The sequence below is a fragment of the Rhizobium yanglingense genome (assembly GCF_977109285.1).
The window spans coordinates 341,483-363,351 of the sequence record NZ_CDSAWY010000004.1 but is presented as its reverse complement, the minus strand read 5'-3'; the positions used below and the strand labels follow the sequence as shown (position 1 = coordinate 363,351).

Annotated in this window: 16 protein-coding genes and 2 pseudogenes; 9 read left to right on the top strand and 9 right to left on the bottom strand. The window is 61.9% G+C overall.

The window, feature by feature from the left end; translation table 11 throughout:
* Positions 1-2 precede the first annotated feature (2 nt).
* Entirely contained in the window at positions 3-1,373 is a 1,371-nt protein-coding gene (locus ACW4PC_RS06705; RefSeq protein ID WP_194729819.1) for an MlaD family protein, read from the top strand.
* Positions 1,374-1,405: 32 nt separating this feature from the next.
* Positions 1,406-2,020 (top strand): ABC-type transport auxiliary lipoprotein family protein, encoded by a 615-nt coding sequence (locus ACW4PC_RS06700; RefSeq protein ID WP_455873248.1) that lies wholly within the window; start codon positions 1,406-1,408, stop codon positions 2,018-2,020.
* 104 nt (positions 2,021-2,124) lie between these two features.
* Here ACW4PC_RS06700 and ACW4PC_RS06695 read toward each other — a convergent pair whose 3' ends face one another.
* The 3 genes from ACW4PC_RS06695 to ACW4PC_RS06685 form a co-directional block, all read right to left on the bottom strand.
* Entirely contained in the window at positions 2,125-2,508 is a 384-nt protein-coding gene (locus ACW4PC_RS06695; RefSeq protein ID WP_455873247.1) for a hypothetical protein, read from the bottom strand.
* On the bottom strand, positions 2,498-2,758 hold the full coding sequence (locus ACW4PC_RS06690; RefSeq protein ID WP_455873246.1) for a hypothetical protein: 261 nt from the start codon (positions 2,756-2,758) through the stop codon (positions 2,498-2,500). The genes ACW4PC_RS06695 and ACW4PC_RS06690 overlap by 11 nt, the downstream gene beginning before the upstream one ends.
* Positions 2,759-2,925: 167 nt before the next feature.
* A complete protein-coding gene (locus ACW4PC_RS06685; protein WP_455873245.1) occupies positions 2,926-9,090 on the bottom strand; it encodes an apolipoprotein A-IV repeat region-like domain-containing protein in 6,165 nt (2,054 codons plus the stop codon).
* 463 nt (positions 9,091-9,553) lie between these two features.
* On the opposite strand from ACW4PC_RS06685, the gene ACW4PC_RS06680 reads away from it, so the two are divergent.
* Entirely contained in the window at positions 9,554-9,922 is a 369-nt protein-coding gene (locus tag ACW4PC_RS06680) for an Hpt domain-containing protein (RefSeq protein ID WP_455873244.1), read from the top strand.
* A 203-nt stretch (positions 9,923-10,125) separates the two neighbouring features.
* Entirely contained in the window at positions 10,126-10,446 is a 321-nt protein-coding gene (locus ACW4PC_RS06675; RefSeq protein WP_455873243.1) for a 2Fe-2S iron-sulfur cluster-binding protein, read from the top strand.
* A 244-nt stretch (positions 10,447-10,690) separates the two neighbouring features.
* Here the strand turns inward: ACW4PC_RS06675 and ACW4PC_RS06670 are convergent, their stop codons facing one another.
* A complete protein-coding gene (locus tag ACW4PC_RS06670) occupies positions 10,691-11,353 on the bottom strand; it encodes a DUF922 domain-containing Zn-dependent protease (protein WP_455873242.1) in 663 nt (220 codons plus the stop codon).
* A gap of 103 nt (positions 11,354-11,456) precedes the next feature.
* Here ACW4PC_RS06670 and folP point away from each other — a divergent pair, with 103 nt between their 5' ends.
* From folP to folK, 3 genes are read left to right on the top strand one after another with little or no spacing between them, the layout of a single operon-like run.
* Positions 11,457-12,320 (top strand): dihydropteroate synthase, encoded by an 864-nt coding sequence (gene folP / locus ACW4PC_RS06665; RefSeq protein WP_455873241.1) that lies wholly within the window; start codon positions 11,457-11,459, stop codon positions 12,318-12,320.
* Positions 12,320-12,691, top strand: coding sequence for a dihydroneopterin aldolase (folB, locus tag ACW4PC_RS06660; protein ID WP_194729814.1), 372 nt, complete (start codon positions 12,320-12,322; stop codon positions 12,689-12,691). Before folP ends, folB begins: the two co-directional genes overlap by 1 nt.
* Positions 12,672-13,199, top strand: a complete 528-nt coding sequence (gene folK / locus ACW4PC_RS06655) for a 2-amino-4-hydroxy-6-hydroxymethyldihydropteridine diphosphokinase (protein ID WP_455873240.1) — start codon at positions 12,672-12,674, stop codon at positions 13,197-13,199. Before folB ends, folK begins: the two co-directional genes overlap by 20 nt.
* 54 nt (positions 13,200-13,253) lie before the next feature.
* On the opposite strand, the gene ACW4PC_RS06650 is transcribed toward folK, so the two are convergent.
* The 4 genes and pseudogenes from ACW4PC_RS06650 to ACW4PC_RS06635 form a co-directional block, all read right to left on the bottom strand.
* Positions 13,254-13,805 (bottom strand): hypothetical protein, encoded by a 552-nt coding sequence (locus ACW4PC_RS06650; protein ID WP_455873239.1) that lies wholly within the window; start codon positions 13,803-13,805, stop codon positions 13,254-13,256.
* 202 nt (positions 13,806-14,007) lie between these two features.
* A pseudogene (locus ACW4PC_RS06645) lies at positions 14,008-15,091 on the bottom strand (YcjF family protein).
* Positions 15,088-16,563 (bottom strand): YcjX family protein, encoded by a 1,476-nt coding sequence (locus ACW4PC_RS06640; RefSeq protein ID WP_455873238.1) that lies wholly within the window; start codon positions 16,561-16,563, stop codon positions 15,088-15,090. Before ACW4PC_RS06640 ends, ACW4PC_RS06645 begins: the two are co-directional and overlap by 4 nt.
* 75 nt (positions 16,564-16,638) lie before the next feature.
* Complete coding sequence (locus tag ACW4PC_RS06635; protein WP_455873237.1) at positions 16,639-17,133, bottom strand: SixA phosphatase family protein; 495 nt, start codon at positions 17,131-17,133, stop codon at positions 16,639-16,641.
* A 275-nt stretch (positions 17,134-17,408) separates the two neighbouring features.
* On the opposite strand from ACW4PC_RS06635, the gene dksA reads away from it, so the two are divergent.
* A complete protein-coding gene (gene dksA / locus ACW4PC_RS06630; RefSeq protein ID WP_028739636.1) occupies positions 17,409-17,828 on the top strand; it encodes an RNA polymerase-binding protein DksA in 420 nt (139 codons plus the stop codon).
* Positions 17,829-17,915: 87 nt separating this feature from the next.
* Here dksA and ACW4PC_RS06625 read toward each other — a convergent pair whose 3' ends face one another.
* Positions 17,916-18,962, bottom strand: coding sequence for a flagellar biosynthetic protein FliO (locus tag ACW4PC_RS06625; RefSeq protein ID WP_455873236.1), 1,047 nt, complete (start codon positions 18,960-18,962; stop codon positions 17,916-17,918).
* 279 nt (positions 18,963-19,241) lie between these two features.
* On the opposite strand from ACW4PC_RS06625, the pseudogene cckA reads away from it, so the two are divergent.
* Positions 19,242-21,852, top strand: a pseudogene (cckA, locus tag ACW4PC_RS06620) (cell cycle histidine kinase CckA).
* Positions 21,853-21,869: the final 17 nt, after the last annotated feature.

Here is a 21,869-nt window from a genome sequence, read left to right as displayed (position 1 = left end):
CGATGGAAACCAAAGCGAACTACACGATCGTCGGCTTTTTCACTGTTCTGGTGATCGCAGCCGCATTCGGCTTCGTCTACTGGATGGCAGAGTACGGACGCAGCGGTCCCATGGCGGAACTCGTCGTGCGCATTCCGGGATCGGCAAACGGTCTCAGCGTCGGGTCGCCGGTGCGTTTCAACGGCATCCAGGTGGGATCGGTGACGTCGCTGTCGATCGATGCCGACGACCCGCAATATTCGCTGGCTTTCACCGAGGTGCGCGTCGATGCGCCGATCTATCCTTCCACCAGGGCCATCCTTGAAATCCAGGGCCTGACGGGTGCGGCCTATATCGAGCTTTCGGGCGGCAAGGTGGGTGAGGAGAACATCCTGCAGAAGGCCATCGAGACCGGCAAGCGCGCGGTCATCGTCGCGGATCAATCGAGCGTGACGAACCTCCTGGCGACGGCCGACAGGATCCTCGACCGGGCGAACGATGCGGTGGGAGAGGTTCAGGGTTTTGTCCGCGACGCGCGCGGACCGCTGACGAAGACGCTGCAGAATGCCGAGACCTTCTCCGACGCGCTGGCGAAGAACTCCGGCAACATCGATTCCTTCCTACAGAGCGTCGGCCAGCTTTCCGAAACAGTGCGCAACGTTTCCGGCAAGGTCGATTCTACGCTGGAGGCCGTCGAGGCGCTGGTGCGTGCGGTCGATGCGAAGAAGATCGATACGATCCTCAGCAATGCCGAAAAGGTGAGCCGCGATATCGCGAATGCCTCCGGCGACCTGAAGGGTGCGATCCAGAGATTCAACGACACGGCGACGACGTTCAACGATTTCGGCAAGAAGGCGCAGACGACGCTCGATCGCGTCGATACGCTGGTGGCGCAGATCGATCCCGCCAAGGTGAAGGGGTCGGTCGACGATATTGCGCAGGCGACGAAGGATGCGCGCGTCGCGGTCGCCTCCATTCGGGACGTCGCCAATACGGTTTCGGCGCGCCAGAAGGATATCGACCAGACGATCCAGGACGTCTCGCAGATGGCCAACAAACTGAACTCGGCTTCGACGCGCGTCGATGGCATCCTGATCAAGCTTGACGCGCTGTTCGGCACCGACAATTCGCAGTCGCTCTTTACCGAAGCGCGCGCGACGCTCGAATCCTTCAAGAAGATGGCGGACAACCTCAACGCCCGGATCGGTCCGATCGCGGACAATCTGCAGCGATTCTCGAGCGGCGGCTTGCGCGACGTGCAGTCGCTCGTCGACGATGCCCGCCAGACCATGCAGAATCTCAACAGTGCGATCAGCAATTTCGATCAGAATCCGCAGCGGCTGATTTTTGGTGGCGATACGGTGAAACAATATGACGGCCGGACGCGCCGTTGACATGGATATTTGAGAAGCAGGGGTAATAAAATATGGCCGTATCGCATGTGTTGGCGCGCCGTTCATTGCTGGCAAGGACGGCGTTCCTTTTGCCGCTTATGGCACTGGCAGTGACCGGTTGCGGCACGGCGGCCAAGAACGATACCTTTGATCTTTCCGCCTCCGTCAGCGTTGATGGCCCGGCGGCCAAGCGCCGCCAGATCCTCGTGCCGGCGCCGACGGCGCTGAAGCCGCTGGACAGCGAACAGATCGTTGTCCGCGTTTCGCCCTCCGAAATCCAGTATCTGTCGCGTTCGCAATGGAGCGACAGGCTGCCCCGCATCGTGCAGTCGAAGCTGGTCGAGGCCTTCGAAAACTCCGGCAAGCTCGGTGGCGTCGGCAAGCCGGGGCAGGGCCTTGCGATCGACTACCAGGTCGTGACCGACATCCGCTCCTTCGAGATTGACAACAGCGCCGGCGGCCAGGCGGTCGTCGAAATCTCCGCGAGTATCCTCAACGATCGCAATGGTACGGTCCGCGCCCAGAAGGTTTTTCGCGCGGCCGTTCCCGCCGCCGGCGGATCGAGCCAGGGCTACGTCAAGGCGCTCGACCGCGCATTTGCAGCGGTGACTGGCGAAATCGTCGATTGGACGCTGCGATCGATCTGACCGAGCCGGTTTTCGGGGGCCGCCCGATTAGCCTTCGATTGGGCGAAGACGCTCCATGTCGTGGTCTGCCTGCTCCATCATATGTCGATGCGGGGGCGACATATTCACGACCTGCATGAGGCCATTGATTTTCTCAAGGCTGGAGATGATTTCGCCGAGCTGGTGAAGATTGCGGAATATCCTTGCTGGGCGCCATCGATCTTCACCTCGAAAGCATGGATGTGCTCGCCCGGAACCTTCACGCTGTTCTCAGCCTCAGCGAACGAATCCCGGCTCTTGTCGCTTGTTGATTTCGTGCCTGTGGCGAGCGGCTCATTGGCAACAATTGCGAAGAGGCATCGGGCTTCGCCTGCTCGTTCTCCATCCATCCAGCATTTGATGCACCAATCGGCGGTCCGGAATCTTTGCACATTGCGTCCATGAATTACTGTTGAAACCACGTTGGATCGAACGGATGAGTTCGAGCCTGCAGTGAGCTCAATCGTCATCGTCGTCATAATAGGGGTCGCGATAGCGGCGCCGTTCGCGTTCGTGGCGGCTCTGCCAGTCGTCGCGATATACACGGTGCCGGACGTAGCGCTGGCAAAAGCCGTCTTCGCAGAAGGTATCGACAATTCGCGCGCGCATGGCGCCGCTGTTGGATGACCTGCTCGAGCTTGTGTTCGACGACTGGCTTCCTGCCTCCGCCATGCTGGTTGTCATCGCGGCGGCGGCAAATATGACGAGTTGGACGCGCATAGATCTCTCCTTCCATGGCCATCACATTCAGCCATCAGGCCAGGGTGTGGCTGGACGATCCGATAGCCGCTTTGCAACAGAACGGTCCGTCCCGTCTGGCAAAAAGCAACATGAAATGGGCCGCCTTTGGGCGACCCTTCGTGTAGCAATCGTCTGCTTTGCTTCCGTTAGCTCAGGCGGCCTGCGGCGTGGGCCAGCATCGTATAGACCTTGCCGGTATCCGACGTCAGGTACGATTGCGTAATCGTCCGGTCGCGGTCAGTGCGGGCGACGTCGGCAAGCAATTTCTCGAAATCGGCGATGTAGCGGTCGACGGCGGTGCGGAATTCCGGTTCGCGATCGTATTTGCGCTTGATCTCGTCGAAGGTCTGCTGGCCCTTCAGCGTGTAGAGGCGGCGGGTGAAGACGTCGCGTTCACCGCGCTGATAACGGCGCCACAGATCGACCGAGGCGTCGTGATCGATCGCGCGGGCGATATCGACCGAGAGCGAATTCAGCGATTCGACGACGTGGCGCGGATTGCGGGTATCGGCGCTGCGCTGCTGTGCCGGCGCGGGCTGGGCGCTCGGGGCTGCCGTGCGTGCAGCGGGCGCTTCCTCGGCGGCTTCATCGCGCGAGGCGCCGCGCAGCAGGTCGCTGATCCAGCCGCCGGTTTCCTGACGGGCAGGCGTCGCCGGTACAGGCGCGGCCCGCTGCGGCGCAGGGGCCGCCGGCGGAGCGATCGTGCCGCGGAGCGCAAAGCCGTCTTCGACGACGGGCTGGCGGGCGGGCGCCGGGCCAGGCTGCTGGGCCGCGGGCGCCGGGCGCGGAGCGGGTTGGGCCTGTGCTGCGGCGGCGCGGGCGACCGGCTCGGAGACTTCAAGCTGCTGCGTGGAGCGGCTGACGATCTGCGAAATATCCTGCAGCGCCTTGATCTGCTCGGCAACGGCACGGCGCATGGCGGCCGCACTCTCCTTGGCTTCTTCCGGAAGGTCGAATGCGCCGCGCTTCAATTCGCTGCGCGTCATGTCGAGCTCCTTGCGGATATCACCGGCCGAACGGCGGATTTCGTCAGTGGCGCCGGAGAAGCGGGCAACCGCTTCTTCGACGGCTTCGCGAAGCGATTCGCGGAGCTGCTGGGCAGCGCCGTCCGATGCGCGGCCTGCCTCGCCGAGCATTCGCTCGACATCCGAAAGCGACGCGGTCAGCCCGCCGCGTAGGCGGTTCACCAGGTCGTTCGAGCGACGTTCGGCATTGTCGAAGGTGCCTTCGATCGTTGCGTTCGCTTCTTCGCCAGCCTTGACGATTGAGCTGCGCATCGCCTCGGCGGCTTCCTCGGCGCGCTTTTCCGTCTCCGAAAGCACGCGGCCGATATCGGCGAAGGAGGATTGCACGCCCTGGCGCAGATTGCCGGTGACCTGGTTGGAGCGCTGCTCGGCACGCTCGAAGGCATTCTCGACCATGCCGGAGAGGGCACGCATGGTCTTTTCGATCTCTTCGGAACGTTGGACGAGGCCGACGGAGAGGCTCTGCAGCGCGCCTTCGCGTTCCTCGAGTGTCGAGACGAGGTTCGACTGCGCGGCTGCGAGCAGGTTTGAAGCCTGGCTTAGGACCTTCGAGTGCTCGTCGAAGCGGCCGATGATGCCGCCGACCTGCGCCAGCGTTTGGCCCGATATGTCGGAGAGGCGGTCGACCTTGCCTTCGAGAAGACGGGTCGAGGCGGAAACCATCTCCGCCGCCTTCGACGCCGAGTCGGTGAAGCGCGAGGTGGTCTCGCCGAGGCGGCCGTCGACAGTGGCAAGATCTTCCGCCGCACTGTTCATCATCATCGCCATCGAGGCACTGTTTTCGGACAGGCGCTCGATAAGTGCGTTGACGTTGGCAAGCAGGCTCGTTTCAATAGCATTGACCGCCGTGGAAGCGCTCTCGGTGCGGGCCGCGATCGCATTCGCCAGGACTGCGTTTTCGGCGCGCAGGCGGTCCGCACTCTGTTCGGCTGCGGCGGTGATGCGGGCTGCAGCCTCCTTGCCGGCTTCCGTGTAGCGCTCGATCATCGGATGCGCGGTTTCGTCGATCAGGCGCGAGAGCTCGGAAGAACGGCCGGCGAGCATGGAGTTGAGCTCGCGGGTGCGCTCGTCGAGCGTCGAACGGATCGTATGGCCGCGGGCTTCGAGCGCCTTTTCGACATCGGTCAAGGTCGCATCGATTTCGCGTGCGCGCTCTTCCAGACCGGAGCGGATCGCGCTGCTGCGGGCTTCGAGAGCCCTGTCGACGTTCGACATGGTCGTGGCGATGCCTTCGCTGGCGCTTGCGATCGTCGAGCGGATTGCGTCGCCGCGGCTCTCCAGCGACGATTGGGCCTCGGAGAGAGCCTGCGAAATGGCATTCACCTGGCCGCTGACGAGCGTTTCGGCTTCAGCGACCTTGTTGACGATCGCATTCCCCGCCTCGGAGAAGGTCTGGGCGACGGCGGCTGCCTGGCTCGCGAGGCGGTTCTGCGCCTCGGAAACGCGGCCGACGATCTGTTCGGAGCGCTCGTCCATGGCACGCGCGAACTCGCCGCTCTTCTGGTCGAGGCCTTCGGTGAACTGCTGGCCGGTGCGGGCCATCAGTTCGGCCGTGCGTGCGGCTTCGGCATCCATGCCCTGGGCAGCATCGGCGACGGCGTTGCGCAGCGTCGAGGCGAGGCCGGCGGCCTTGCCTTCGATCGTCTGATTGACGGCGTTGAGGCCAAGGGTGAGCGCCCGGTCCATGGTGGACAGGCGTTCGTCGATATGCTCGCTGCCGCGATGCATCGCTTGCGCAAGGTTTGCCGTGCGGTCGTCGATGGAGGTTGCGAGATTTGCGGCACGATCGTCGATCGTCATCGTGAGATTTGCAGCGCGTTCATCGACGGCGGCAGTCAGAGCCAAAGTCCGCTCGCCAATCGCAGCTGCGAGACTTGCTGTGCGCTCATCGATTACGCCGGCGAGGCTTGCCGTGCGCTCATCGATCGCGCCGGTAAGCGTATCGCTCGTGCTTTCCAGGACAGTCGTAACGCGCAAGGCGGCATCGTCGCCGAGTTCGCGCAGTTGCGAAATGCTGTCGTTAAGGGTTTCCGCAAGGCGGCTGCCTGCGGCATCCACCTGCGTTGCGACACCGCCGACTCCGTCGCGGATTCGGTTTTCGAGAGCGGCAAGGCCCGCTTCGACGCGCGAACCGGTTTCAGCAAAACGGCCGGTCATACCGTCTATCGATTGATCGAGGTGCATGGAGAAAGTTTCGGCCGAGCGCGAGATTTCGCTTGCCGCATCCTGGAAGCGGCCGGCGATCTGGCCAGCGCCTTCACGCAGGCGCTCTTCGAGCGACCTGGCGCTGCCGTCGATCGTCTGGCGGATGGAAGCTTCATGATCTTCCAGCGACATTTCGAGCATGCTGGCGCTTGCGGCGACCGAGGCGCCGATGGTCGTCGCCTGGTCGGACAGCGTATTGCTGAGCTGCACATGGGCGTCGCTGAGCGAAAGGCTGATCGCGTTCGCACGATCGTCCAGCGTTGCGCGGATGCGATCATGGGCGGAGGCAAGGCTGCCGTCGATGCGGGCGGCAGCTTCGCTGGTAAGCGATTCCATGCGTGCGGCTGCTTCGCCCGTCAGCGACTCAAGGCGGTTGTTGCTGCTGGAGAGCGTCGAGGAGAGCGCTGCGACGTGTTCGCCGAGCGACCGTTCGAGCCGTTCCTGGTTGTCGGTATAAGCGCTGCGGATCCCCTCTGCCTTGTCGGTGAAGGCGCCGGCAACCCGGGCCTCAGCACCTGCAACGGTATCGAGGAGTGCGTTGGTGCGCGCTTCAAGTGCGCTGTCGAAGCGGCTCTGGCTATCGTCGAGCGATATGGCGAGCGCCATCGTTTTTTCGTCGAGGGCGTCGGCCAGGCGGTCGTGATTGCTCGAGAGCGCGCCGACGAGTGCGCTGCTGCGTTCCGCCATGACACCGTCGATGCGTTCATGGGCGGAATCCAGGGCTTGGGTGATCGCAGCGGCACGCTGGGAGATTACGTTGTTGAGCTCGTCGGCGCGGCCGAAGGCGGAGGTTATCTGCTCCGTGCCGGCGGAGACGGCAGCCGTAAGGTCGGACGTGGTCGACAGCAGCGTCTCGCGGAATTCCGTCGAACGCGCCGCGAGATTGTTGTGGAGTTCGGACGTGCCGGTTGCGAGCGCTAGCGAGATTTCACCGGTGGCGTTCTGCAGAGCAGATGCCAATTCGCTGGTGCGGCCCGAAAGATTCGCCTGCAGCTCAGAAGTGCCGGATGTGAGAGCCTCGGAAAGCTCGCTTTTAGCATTTTTGAGCGCGGAGGTCAGTTTGCCGGTGTGGGTCGAAAGGTTCGTCCGCAGATCGGTCGTGCCGGACGCCAGCGTCTCAGAAATTTCATCCTTTGCGCTCTGCAGCGCGAAGGTGAGCTCGCTCGTGCGGCCTGAAAGGCTGCCATGCAGATCGGAGACGCCCGAGGCGAGCACCTCAGAAATCTCGCCGCTTGCGGACTGCAAGGCAGAAGTGATCTCGCTGCTGCGGGCCGAAAGGCTGCCATGCAGCTCGGAAACGCCGGAGGCGAGCGCTTCGGAAATCCCGCCGCTCGCAGACTGCAGGGCAGAGGTGATCTCGCTGGAGCGGGCCGAAAGGGCGTTGGAGATTTCGTCGACCTTGCTGCCGAGAGAGCTTTCGAGAACTTCCTGACCCGTACTCAGCGCAGTCGCCAGCGCGAAGGACTGGTCGGTCATCGAGGCGCCAAGGCGCTCGATGCTGGAATTGAGGATGCCGTCGATCGATTCCGAGCCGCCGGCCAGCGTCTCGTTGATGCGCGCGAGGCTTTCCATCAGCTTGGTGTCGAGCGAACCAGCGCGCTTGTCGAAGGCGTTTGTGAATTCCGCCACGCGCTCGTCGAACGCGGTCGACATCTGGGCGACGGTTGCCTGCAGGCGTTCGTCGAAGAAGCCGGAGCGCAGGTCGAGGTCCATGATGGCGTCGTCGGCGCTGGACTGCAGGCTCTGACGGAAGCTTGCGCTCTTATCGTCGAGCGACGCGTTGAGCTTGGCAAGTACGTCGTCGAGCGTGCCGGTGATTTCGCGTTCGCCACCGGTCAGACTTTCGTTGATTTCGCGGGTGCGGGCAATCAGGATTTCGTTCAGCTGGCGGGCGCGGTCGTTCAGCGCCGCATTCAGCTTCTCGGCGCTGCTGTCCATAGTGGAGGCACGCGTTTCGAACTGGCTGAGCAACTGCTCACCGCGATCATTGAGGTTGGAGGTGAGCGTCTCCAGGCGCGTGTCGAATTCGTGTGCCAGCGCAAAACCGGAGGAGGTCAGCGTCTGCAGCAGCGAGTCGGTCTTGGCTGCGAGAAGCGAGCCGAGCGACTGGATCGCCGTTTCCGATTTTTCCGTCAGCGTCGCAGCCCGGGTGTCGATCATCGATGCGAAGGCTTCGCCTGACGTCGCAAGGCGCACGGCGATCTCTTCGGTCGCGAGCGAAAGGTCTTCCTTCAGCTGGTCATGGACGCCGACGATCGAGCTGCGGATGCGCTCCGCGTGATTAACGATTGCTTCGCGCTCGGAGCCCAGTTCATGAACCAGGCCGCGCACGCGCAGTTCATTATCGGCATAGCTGCGCTCAAGCGCGTTAACTTCGGAGTGAACCAGGGTTTCAAGCTCGGAAGCGCGCGCGATCGTGCGCTCGATGCCTTCGTTCATGGCGGAGACTTCACGGCGAACGGCTTGGCCGACCGTCATGATGCGTTCGGATGCGATCGTCTCCGGTTCGGAGAGACGCAGTGCCACTTCCGCCATGGAGCGGGCGGCGTTGCGCATGTCCTGAGCGCGCGAGATCATGATTGCAAAGGCATAGAACAGAAGCACCGGCACGATGATACCGATGATGCCGGCAATGACGCCGGGGAGGGCCGCGAGATCGGTGACGGAACGGATCTGCCAGATCTGCGGCGAGTAAAGCAGGGCCATCAGGCCGACGCCGCCGACGATCCACAGCAGCGAGAAGAGCGTGGCGTTGCGCACGGCCGAACGCGTCGAGCCGCCGTCCAGCGATTTCAGAATGGAGGCCGCCGTCATGCGGTTTGCATCGTTCGCCGCGGCCAGCGCCGGCGCGCGGGCCACCTGCTCCGCCCTAGAGCCGCGGCCGCGGCGGCGCTGGCTCTCTTCCTGGTCCTGCTGATTGCTGCGGGCAGATGGCGTGTCGGACACTTTGGCCTCCGGGGCGTCAGGCGTTTTAGCGCCGCGAGAGGGCGCCTTCTGCTGGCTGAAGTCGATCTGGAGCGCTTCGTCCAATGCTTTGAACGCCTTGTCCTCGATCGACTCGCTGTACTTGTTGTTCGCCATTCGGTTACGCCTCGTTACATCTCAGCCGGTTCAGCCGCATTTCCCGGACCGTGCCGCGTCCGGATTCCAACCCTTGCCTCTGACCTTCCCATCCGAGCCCACGGACGGATAAGCATGTCATTTCAGAGTAGATAGCCGCTTTTTCAAACGGACGGTATCAAAACATTACCACTATCCACTTGGCCAGCAAAGGCGCGTACCATAAACCTAGTCTATCAGTATCGTAGTGACACATCCGGGCTTCCGAGACAATTAATGAAGCCTTGCTAATCACCATCCATTAATCCGTTGTTAACATAATTTAACGCAGGCGGACGTCGAAAAACCAATAATTTAGGGGCGTTAAGCGGTTGTTAACCATAGCGGTAGAATTCCGTCCTCAATGTGCCAGAATTTAACGCGATCGCCACTCTCCAACCGCAGTGTGAATCCACCTGCGGGGTAAAGACGGGAGAATTGGCACATGGCAGCAGTCAGTATTGCGTTCGAGGCGCCGGATAATTCAAACGGGCCTTGCCCCTCGAAGGGTCGCCCGATCGACCTTGTTCATCTGGCAAAGCAGACGATGGGCGACAAGGCGCTTGAAGTCGAGGTCCTGAAGATATTTGCGCGCCAGGCACGCGCCTGCCTGCAGGAGGTTTCGTCGGGCGATGCAAAGAAGATGCAAGGCGCTGCCCACCGGCTGAAAGGGGCGGCGAGCGCGGTTGGGGCCTTCCAGGTATCCGAAGCGGCAGACATGCTCGAGAACAATTGCGGCGATGCAGCGTGCATGGCCGCGGTCGGAGCCGCCGTCGTCGAAGCCGAAAATTTCATTCTCAAGCTCAGCCGCTAGAGCCGAGCATATTAAGCCACTCGGCCCGCTGCTCCATTCCGGAACAGCGGGTCTTTTTGTGGCCAGCGGTATGACGCAAATGGAAAAGCCCGTCGCTTTTAAATATGGAATGAAACCGTGAAGGCGGTCGATGTTGACTGCCCATCGGATTTGTTGGAAGAAAAATTCCGATCCTCCCTCTTCATGTAATACCGGAAAGCATCATGCCCAAACTGACTATCGTTGCCTTCGACGGCACGCGCTTCGATCTGGATGTCGATCAAGGCTCCACCGTGATGGAGAATGCCGTGCGCAACTCGGTGCCAGGCATAGAAGCCGAGTGCGGCGGCGCCTGCGCCTGTGCGACCTGTCATGTCTATGTCGACGAAGAATGGGCCGAGCGCGTCGGCCCGCCGGAACCGATGGAAGAAGACATGCTCGACTTCGCCTTCGATGTCCGCCCGACTTCGCGGCTTTCCTGCCAGATCAGAATGAAGGCGGCGCTCGACGGACTTATCGTCCAGGTGCCCGAGCGCCAGGCCTGATCTGCGCAAAAAAAGCCTCGCGCGCCGGATGACGTGCGAGGCGAGGCGGGCGCATAACCATCGGGCGAGGGAGGACCGCCCGCGGCATAGAACGCGCCAGGAGAACCAAGTAACAGAAGATCAGGTCAATCCCACCTGAACTTCCGTATGTGTTCATATTAGCGCGTGCGGGTTGAGTTGCATATCGATAATTTTCATCATTAACAGGCTTTGGAGGAGGAAAGCTTCGCATAAGTTTCGTTGCTCAGCTAACGATATCGCGAGCTTGCGAAAATTGGATTATTATTCGCTGCCGGACTGAACTGATTCGCTTGTTGAGCAAGCGCATCATCCTGCTTTGAAAGTTGACTGCCTCGATGCGGTCGAAACGCGCCTGCAACCTGTCGTGTTCTTGTATTCCGCGATTAGATTCTTCCGTGACAAGCTCCTGCATGGCTCCGCAGCTGCGCTGGGCAGGCAGCGCGAGGATCCGTCGCTCCATGAGACGTGCTTGTGTGCGGGCGATTTCCGCGTGCCGCTCCTCATGCCTTTTGATATCGCTCGAGAGTGCATCCCAGATCGTCGACAGCTGTTTGCTGGCGCCGTTGCGGTTTCGCCAGCGCGGCAGAATGATCTGCGTGTGAACGGTCACCTTTGCGCTGGCGATGCGGCAGCGGCCATTGCTCTGCACGTAGGTCGCCTCGCCGCCGAAGCGGATTTTCGTGGCGCCGGGGTGGCGCGCGGAGGAGCCGCTCGCCGTCGGCCCGCGTCGGCTCAGTTCCTCATCGAGCTCGCCGGCACTCTTTCCGCGGATGTCGAAATAGGAGTAGCTTTTGGTCGCAACGACTTGGGCCGAGGCGGGAATGCAGAGGGCAACCGTCATGGAAAAGGCAAGGACGAAACGCATATAACGCGATGCGGAAGGCATTCTTGACGCTACCCGTGTTGAAGTTCGGCGGAGCTTGGGGCATAGCCACCGCGAGCGCAATACAGGGCGTCGGCTTTTTTTATTATCAATGGGATAAACCCCGATGCTACAGCTTCGAAGCAGTTTCTGGCGCGTGGCGCATGGCCGTGAGATAGAACTCGGGCCGCGCGGCGTAATCATGGCGATCATCAATGTGACGCCGGATTCCTTTTCGGACGGCGGACGCTACGAAAGCGTGGATGCCGCCGTCGATCATGCCCTTCAGTCCGTCAGTGAGGGGGCCGCGATCATCGACATCGGCGGAGAGTCGACACGCCCGGGTGCTGCCGAAGTCAGCCCTGCGGAAGAGCAGTCCCGCGTGCTGCCGGTGATCGAGGCTCTGCGCGGCAGGAGCGATGCGCTGATTTCGATCGACACCTACCGCGCGGAGACGGCGCGGCTCGCCGTCGGGGCCGGCGCGCATATCATCAACGACGTCTTCGGATTGCAGAAGGAGGCGGAGATCGCGAGGGTTTCGACCGATACCGGCGCCGGGCTCTGCCTCATGCATACGGGCCGCGAACGCGAGAAGCTTCCGGACGTGATTGCGGATCAATATCATTTCTTGGTCCGCTCCCTGGAGATCGCCGCGGAAGCAGGCGTCATGCGCGAGCGGATCGTGCTTGATCCGGGATTCGGCTTTGCCAAGGATGCCGACGAGAACCTGGAGCTGATGGCGAGGTTTGCCGAATTGCAGCGTTTCGGATTGCCGCTGCTGGCGGGCACGTCGCGAAAGCGCTTCGTCGGTACGGTCACAGGACGGGATGCGGCTGAGCGCGACGTTGCGACGGCGGCGAGCAGCGCACTGCTCAGGCTACAGGGTGCTGCGGTTTTCCGGGTGCACAATGTCGCAATCAACAGGGATGCGCTGGCGGTCGCGGATGCTATGCTGGCGGCGCGCCGGGATTTCGAGCAAAGAGAAGGCTGATGGGCACGAAATATACAATCACGCTGCAGAATTGCGCGTTCTTTGCGCGTCACGGGGTTCACGACGAAGAGGAGTTCCTCGGCCAGCGGTTCTTCGTCGATGCCGAGCTCGACGTCGTCGCGGCGGGTGCGCTCGAGAGCGACTCGATCGACGATACCGTGAATTACGGGATTGCCTTCACCGTGATAGAGGAGATCGTCACCGGCAGGCGCCGCAATCTGATCGAAGCGCTGGCGCTCGATATCGCCAAGGGCCTCTGCGAAAAGTTTCATCAGATCAGGCGCGCCAAGATCACGGTGCGCAAGCCGAATGCGCCAGTGCCCGGCGTCCTCGATTTCGTACAGGTGAGCGTTGAACACTTTGCCGGCTGATCGTTTCAGGCCCGCCACGCTCGGTCTCGGCGGCAATCTCGGCGATCCCGTGAAATCGATGGCTGACGCTTTGCGGAAGCTCGATGGGCGTGACGATTGCCGGCTCACCGCCGTGTCGCGGCTCTACCGCACGCCGCCCTGGGGCAAGACGGACCAATCCTTCTTCTTCAATGCATGCGCGGCACTCGATACGTCGCTCGAACCGGAAGCGTTGCTCGACGTCTGTCTCGGCATCGAGCGCGACATGAAACGCGAGCGCATCGAGCGTTGGGGACCGCGAACGCTCGACATCGATCTACTGACATTCGACGATATCGAACAGGGGGCACCGAGGCTGGAACTGCCGCATCCGCGCATGACCGAGCGAGGCTTCGTTCTGATGCCGCTTGCAGATTTTGCCGCGGACCTCGTCGTCAAGGGCCGCACCGTCGCGGATTGGCTTTCCCGAGCAGATATCCAAGGCATCGAGATCGCCGATTCCGATCGCGAGTGGTGGCGCAGCGCCTGAAATGAAAAAGCGGCGGAGAATCCGCCGCTTGGGGTGACTGCTATCGCACAGCTCTTACTCGACGGAGCCGACCGTCATTTCATCGATCTGGCGGGTCAGGGTGAGGCCGATCACCGGGACCATGCGATCCTCGACCTTTACCGACACGGTGACGTTCATCGTCTTGTCGTCGCGGACGCGGGCGATCATCGCGCCGTTTAGCTTGGCGCGGTTCAGGCCGACGACGACGGTGTCCTGTGTGACGGTGCCCGAGACGACATCGAGACCCTTACCGGCGGCGCCATCGAGGAATTTGCCCTTATAGCCGCCGCGCGACTGGGTGATGAGGGCGGACATTGGCTGTTTGAACACGCCAACGCGGCAAGAGCCGTCGAGCTTGATGCCGGCACCGCCGTCGCTCACGGCAGAACCGATGAGGTTGCAGCTAAATTTCGTGCCCTTGTATTTGCCGGCGACGATTTCGCCCGGACCTCTCCAGTTGCCCGCAACAGAATCGAAGAAAGCCTTGTCGCGTGTGGCGGCGGTCGCAGCAGGGGCAATATCGGCCGCCGGAGACAATGCCGCGGCGACGAGCCCGCATACGAAGAGAACTTTGCGCGAATACATGGATTTTCCTTGGCAAACACCACCCGTTACTAGCCTGGAGTTTTGCCGAATAATGGTTAATGCTTGGTTTCCAATGCGTTGAAATGCACGGAAACGAAGGGCTTTCCGAAGGCTTTCCAAATTCAATTCATGTTGCCAGTGCCATGAATTTCCTGCGTTTTGCAATTCCCTCCGTTACGGAAGGCCCCAGGTGCGAAAATGTTTATTTGCGACCGGTGCGCGGCACTACCGAGGGCGCCAGATCGCCGATGAAGTCGCCGATTCCCGGCCGCTTCAATGGCGCGGAACGCAAGCGGACGGCACAGATCCATCGCAGCTATGCCGATACGGGCTGTCATCAACCCGTTGATAATGCCTTCGCCGAACCTGGCCGAGAGCTTGGAGGCAAGGCCGTGGCCCAGGACCTGTTGCACGAGGCTGTCGCCGACGGCGATCGAGCCGGTGACGGCGAGATGCGCCAGAACGTCCCGCATCAGGCGAATCATCCCAAGCGTGCCCGGCCTGCCGCCATAAAGCTCGGCCATGGCGCGGATCAGGCGCGAGGCTTCGAAAAGCACGTAGAGCAGATCGACGATCGCGCGCGGGCTGACAGCGGTGACGATCGAAACGCGCTTCGATGAATTGACGATCAGCGCTCTTGCCTGGCGGTCCAGAGGCGCCAGCAATTCGCGTTCGGCGAGTGCGACGAGATGCGGCGCGTCGATGATGTCGCCTTCGGCGGCTTTCAAGGTTGCGCGGCCCTTGGCGGTTTCCGGCTTTCCGGCAAGCAGGCTTGAAAGGTTCTTCACAAGGGCGCGTGCCTTGGCGGGCTTCGTCTCCAGTATGGCGGCCTCCGCCTCGGCCTTGATCGTCTGCACCGCCGCGAGGCGCATTATACCCGCCGTTTCGCGGATCACGATGGCGACGACGGCGAGGATGCCGATCGCGAGCGCCGCCAGCGCGGTGTAACCAAGCCAGTCGGCGCGGGAAAAGAGGTCCCGGATCAGGCTGTCGGTCCACAGGCCGACGGCGAGCGAAAGCAGGACGCCGAAAGCAGTTAGTGCGACCTTGGCAAAGGAGGTGCGCCGTTTGCGCGGCACCGCGACCGGCAAGGGGGTGATATCCTTGTCCGGATTGATGAAGGGATCGTCTTCGTCCGATGTGAGGACGATTTCGCCGCCGAAGCTTGCCGGCTTGCGGGCCCCCTGCTTCCTGTCCGTCTCGACGGGGCGCGGATCGTCCTCATAGGCAAAGGCTGCCGGTGTGCGGCGCGGCCGGTCCGAATCTCCAGAAGCGGGTTTGCTCATGCGAGGCGGTCTCCAAACAGAAACTGCATGGCCCGGTCGAGCCGGATATGCGGGACCGAAAGCTTGATGCCGCTGCCGGTTTCCTCGAGCTGCGGCGGCCGGAAGCGCACAATGTTCACATCAGGCAATTGGACATCGCGGCTGGCAGATTCAATGCCGTCGAACAGGCTTTCGGGGTCCTGCGGAAGGTCGCCCGGGAAGACCGCCGTCTTCCTCATGCCGTCGAAGCGCTCGCCGGCGATCGTTTCGCCATCGATGGGCGTGCCGACGATCACCGGCAGATCGTGGCCGTCGCGCTTGACGGTCGCCTCCCGCGTGGCGCGCACCGAGGCAAGCGCCATGACGTCGATGCCGGCGCCTGCCATGCCGATCCGGTGGATGGCGCGCTCGACAAGGCGGCGCGTCAGCGCATCGAGGCGGTCGTGGCTTTCGTGATGCAGATGATCGGCTTTCGTGGCGGCCACGAGAACGCGGTCGATCCGGCGGCCGAGGAGTGACGAAAGCAGTGAGTTCGTACCGGGACGGAAGCAGGCAAGCACATCCGTCAACGCGCGCTCCAGATCCTGGATCGCCTCCGGGCCGCGGTTCATCGCCTGCAGCGCGTCGACGAGAACGATCTGGCGGTCGAGCCGGGCAAAATGTTCGCGGAAGAAGGGTTTGACGACGACGGATTTGTAGGCCTCGTAGCGGCGCTCCATCATCGCCCAGAGCGAACCCTTGGGCGCTTTGCCTTCGGAAGGCAAAGCGAGTGGCGCGAAAGTGAGCGCGGGAGAACCTTCAAGGTCGCCGGGAAGCAGGAAGCGGCCGGGCGGCAATGTTGACAGCGAGCGCTCGTCGGCCTTGCAGGCTTTCAGGTAATTGGTGAAAGCCGTCGCGAGATCGCGCGCCTGCATCTCATCGGCAGGCGCCTTGACATCGCTCTCTCCGGTCAGTGCCAACCAGCCGCTAGAAAGTTGCGCGCGGATGCCGCTGCGGGCGAGCGCCAGCGTCTCCTCGCTGAAGGTTCGGTAGTCCTTGGCCAGCAGCGGTAGATCAAGCAGCCACTCTCCGGGATAATCGACGATATCGATCGAGAGACGGCCGGGCGAGAACAGACGGTTCCAGCCACTGGCGCTCTGATAGTCCAGCGTGATGCGCAGTTCGGATATGGCGCGGGTCGAATCCGGCCAGACACGGTCCTTCACCAGCGCCCGGATATGATCCTCGTACTGGAAACGTGGCACGGCGTCATCCGGCTGATGTTCCAGTCGCACGTCCGACACCCGGCCGGACTGAACCGGCTCAAAAAGTGGCAGGCGTCCGCCATGCAGCAAATTATGCACGAGGGACGAGATGAAGACCGTCTTGCCGGACCGGGAAAGCCCGGTGACGCCGAGGCGGATAGTCGGTTTGACGAGACTCGAGGCGCGGTCTGCGAGGTTGTCGAGCGCGATACGCGCGTCGCCGGTAAGGGATGTCAGGCTTGGCGGCAAGGCGGAATTCCGATTGTCAGTGCTCAAGCATATAGGACGTGGATGCTGTCCGAAAAAGAAGCGGCGCGAAAGACGTCAGTCGTGCACGAAGTCGGTAAGCTTCCACCCTGCAGACGCGCCGTCGAAATCGAGGACTGCAAGGCCCGCCGTGGGAAAGCCGTCCGGCAATGCACGGAGCAGGGCATCGTGACCGATGAGCGCTTCAAGCGTCTGCTCGGCTGTCGGGTTGTGACCGACAAGCATGACGGAGCCCACGGTCTGGCTGCCGATGATATCGAGGTAGACCTCGGGGGTGGCGTTGTAGAGTTGGTCGACGTAGCGGATGTCGAGCGACAATCCCATAGCGCGATGCACGGCGTCCGTGGTCTCGCGGCAGCGCCTCGCAGTGGAGCTTATTAAAAGCTCCGGCCGGTAGCCTTTGTCGGCGGCGCGGTCTGCCACGAGTTCCGCATCGTCATAGCCCTTTTCATTCAAAGGCCGGTCAAAATCCCGTTCGCCGGGCTGCGCCCAGGCGGCTTCTGCATGCCGCAACAGATAGATTCGTGAGGGCGAAGGCAAGGTTGCGGCCATAGAAGATTCCACGAGCGAAGGAGCCTTTCCAGTAGCGTCCGCGGATCACCGCCGTCAACCGCATCGGCATAGGGATGGCGCAAAACGTTAAGCTCAACACGCGTTCTTGAACGGGAAGCAAAAACCAGCATTCCTAATAGTGGTGCGAAAATAGTCTGTTAGCTTAAAAATATGACAGATTTAAAAATCTGTTTACCTGTCGTATTTGGCTTGAACCCGCGATAGCGCTTGGGATATACACCCCGCCATATGAGATGTTCTTCAGGAGAATCGCGTTGAGTGAGAAGATCGATCTTAGCAGCTACGTTCCCTCGGAAGACGAGGAATTCATGAACGCAAACCAGCGGGCTTACTTCAGAGCCAAACTTGTTGCCTGGAGAAATGATATCCTTAGAGAAGCGCGCGAGACACTCGATCATCTCGCAGAAGAAAGCGCCAACCATCCGGACCTCGCGGATCGAGCCTCTTCCGAAACGGACCGGGCAATCGAACTTCGCGCCCGCGACCGCCAGAGAAAGCTGATTTCCAAGATCGATGCAGCATTGCAGCGGATCGAAGACGGCACCTATGGCTACTGCGAGGAAACCGGCGAGCCGATCGGCATCAAGCGTCTCGACGCACGTCCGATCGCAACGCTGTCGATCGAGGCGCAGGAGCGCCACGAGCGGCGCGAAAAGGTTTATCGCGACGAGTGAGCTTTTCAAAGTTCTTCGTAGACATTGAAGGCACCGCAGTCTGCGGTGCCTTTTTTCTTGCGAGAGCTTTCCTGCAGGCAGGGCGGCTTACTTTTCGCGATTGACGCTCATTTCGCCAAAGATGCGGGCCACTTCCTTTTGAAGGTCGGCATCGGCGCCGGTAATCGGTGCCATGTCCGGATCGCGGCGCTGCGGGTTGCCGGGCTGCGGCGGAACCGGGCGGGCAGGGGCGCTCGCAGCGGGAACAATGCGCTGCGCCGCAAGGGTATTGTTCATCTCTTCCTGAAGAATGCGCTCGAAGTCGCTGGGCGCTGCCTTCGAGGTGGCGGCAGCGTCGCCGGTCACGACAGGTATGCCTTCGGCGACGGTCGGAAGGCTCTGTGCTGGCGGCGTCGAGACCTGCGGCTCCATCCGCTGCTGCGGCAGAACGCGCTGGCGCGCCGCGTCGAGGATATCGGCGGCGCTGGCTGCCTCGATCACCGGGGCGGCGGCGGGCCGCTCTGCCGGCCTCGGAATGTTCGGCGGCAAAGCAGCAGGGCTGGCAGGCTCCCGCTCGATTTTTGCCGCCACGGCCGATGTTGCCGCGGACGGCGCTGCGGGCTCCTGTTCAGCGGGTGCTACGGCAGGAGCGATTGCTACGGGATCCAGACGCGGCTCGACGGCAGGCGCGGGGGTCGGAGCCGGAGCCGGAGCGTAGGGTTCGTCAGGTTCCGGTTCGCGCTCGAAAGCTGTGACCGGTCTTGCCGGCTTGACAGGCGGCTCTTCGGGCGTCGAGACGACAGGCTCCGGCCGAGGCGCCGGCGGGGCTAAGGGCGCTATGAAGGCGTGGTCGGAACCCTCATCTGTATCCTGCAGGATGCGGCTTTCGATAACGATGTCGGTCGGACCACCGATCATGATCAGATGCTCAACGTCGTCACGGCGCACAAGCACCAGCCGGCGGCGCGTATCGACGGCTGCGGCATCCAGCACCTGCAATCGCGGCTGACGGTTCTTGCCGCCGCGTACAAAGGGTGAGGGCGCTCGGCTGCGGAGGATCCACAAGATACCGATCAGGAGCACCAGCGCGATGCCGACGCCGCCCGCTGCGAGGAGGAAACGGCTGCCATAGGCGCCCATTACTTCGTCGAACATGATCTTCTACTCCGGTTGCCGCGTTCGCCATAACATGACGGCTTTTCAGCTCCTTAGGCAATAGGCAGCCTGATTGTCCAGTCATGTCCGAACGCCAGGACATGTTTCTGCGGCGCGCTTGGTTGTCGAAAGTGGCGCCGTTCGTTGTGAATTCAAGCATTCTTGGCTCTTCACAGTGTTTTTGCGGACGCAGCAACTTGCTAAGAAGGAACGAACGCCTGATTCCTGCTTTGTCTTGAGATTATAAGCGAATGTTGGACAGGCTCATGTGAGGAATAGATGACGACACCACGTCAGGCTGACGACTACAATGCCCCGATCGTGGATCGCGGTGGACGCTCGGGAACGGCTGTTCGCATCATTCTTCTGGCGCTTGTGCTTGTCGCAGCCGCAGGCAGCTTTGTGTACTTCAAGGATTCGCTCGAAAACGAAATGGTCCTCGGCGTGCTGGGCGTGCTGGCCATGGTCGGCATCTTCTTCCTCGTTTCCTCGGTCATCGGCTTCATCGAGGTCATGCCCCAGCGGCAATCGGATAGTCTCGCCAGGTCATTTCTCAACAGCCATCCGGACGGTTCGCTGATTACCGATGGGAAGGGCCGGATCATTTATGCCAACGCGGCCTATGGAAAGCTGACCGGCGCCCGCAAACCGACCGAAGTGCAGACGCTCGAAGCGCTGCTTTCGCGCCACCGGGAATCGAACGAGGCGCTTTACCGTCTGTCGAACGGTCTGCGCGAGGGCAAGGAAGGCCAGGAGGAATTCCGTCTGCTGCGGACCCTTGGCCCGGCAACGAACAATTCTGGCGCTCACTGGTACCGTCTCAAGGCGCGAAGCCTGCGAACCGAGGAAGGTGCCGGCAAGCCGCTACATATCTGGCAGATCAGCGACATCACCGCCGAGCGCGATGACCAGGAGCGCTTCTTCAAGGAACTGCAGAACGCGATCGATTACCTCGACCATGCGCCGGCAGGTTTCTTCTCGGCAGGGCGCAAGGGCGAGATTTTCTACCTGAACGCAACACTTGCCGAATGGCTGGGGCTCGATCTCACGAAGTTCGTGCCGGGCTCGATGACGATCGGAGATCTCGTGGCAGGCGGCGGGCTGGCACTGATCCAGTCGGTGCAGGCCGAGCCCGGTCTCAAGAAAACCGATACGCTCGACCTCGACCTCAAGAAGGCGAACGGACAGAGTCTGCCGGTGCAGATCATCCACAGCGTGACTTCCATGCGCGACGGTGCGCCGGGCGAGAGCCGGACGATCGTGCTCAGGCGGCAATCGGGCGGCGAGAACGAGCAATCCGCTTCTGCCGCGGCGATGCGCTTCACGCGCTTCTTCAACAACACGCCGATGGCGATCGCCTCGGTCGACGGCGACGGTCGGATCCTGCGCACGAATGCGCCATTCCTCAAGCTCTTCTCCGGCATCGTTTCGCGCGATGACGTCGAAAATGGCGCAGCGCTCGAAGTCATCCTTCAGGAAAGCGATCGACAGAGGCTGAAAGATGCCCTGGTTGCGGCAAAGGATCGCCAGGGCGATATCCCGCCGATCGACTCGCGCATGCCGAACGATGAAGCGCGTCATTTTCGTTTTTACGTCAACGCAGTCATCGACCAGAGCGACGAGGCGCCGGAAGAGGCCGCGATCGTTTATGCCGTCGAGATGACGGAGCAAAAGGCGCTGGAAGCGCAGATGGCGCAGACGCAAAAGATGAATGCGGTCGGCACGCTTGCCGGCGGAATCGCGCACGACTTCAACAACGTGCTGACGGCGATCCTGTTGTCTTCCGACCATCTGCTGCTGCAAGCGCGGCCGTCCGATGCAAGCTTTGCCGACCTGATGGAAATCAAGCGCAATGCGAACCGCGCCGCGGTTCTCGTCCGCCAGCTGCTTGCCTTCTCGCGCAAGCAGACGATGCGTCCGACGGTCTTGAACCTCACGGATGTCGTCGGCGACCTGCGCATGCTTGTCGACCGGCTGTTATCCGGCACCAACGTCAAGCTCGATGTCGAATACGGCCGCGATCTCTGGCCGGTGAAGACTGACCTGTCGCAGTTCGAGCAGGTGCTGATCAATCTTTGCGTCAATGCGCGCGACGCGATGCCCGAGGGCGGCAAGCTGACGCTGCGCACCCGCAACGTCACGGCCGCGGAAGTGGCCGGTTTCAATTATTCCTACATGCCGCATGAGGACATGGTGCTGATCGAGGTGGCCGATACCGGCACCGGTATTGCGCCCGACATCATGGACAAGATATTCGAGCCTTTCTTCACAACCAAGGAGGTAGGCAAGGGCACGGGTCTCGGGCTGGCGATGGTCTACGGCATCGTCAAACAGTCCGGCGGCTATATTCAGCCGGAATCCGAAGTCGGGCAAGGGAACGACCTTCCGGGTCTTCCTGCCGCGCCACGCCATCGACGCGGCTGTCGCCGCCGAGGCGGACGCTGTTGCGGCAGCCGAGGCCGGTGCGGCTGCACAAATGCCGGCCGCAGCTCAGCCGGAGCAACCGGAAGATCTGACGGGCAACGCCGTCATTCTGCTCGTAGAGGACGAGGAAGCGGTGCGCCGCGGCGGCAAGCGCATGCTGGAAACGCGCGGCTACACCGTGCACGAGGCCGGCTCAGGCGTCGAAGCGCTCGACATTATGGACGAGCTGGACGGCAAGGTGGACATCGTCGTTTCTGATGTCGTCATGCCGGAAATGGACGGCCCGTCGCTGCTGCGCGAATTGCGCAAGCGATATCCGGACCTGAAATTCATCTTCGTTTCCGGCTATGCGGAAGACGCTTTCGCCCGCAACCTGCCTCCGGACGCCAAGTTCGGGTTCCTGCCGAAGCCCTTCTCGCTGAAGCAGCTCGCCGTCGTCGTCAAGGAAACCCTGGAAGGCGAATAGGGGAGGCGGTAAGCGCT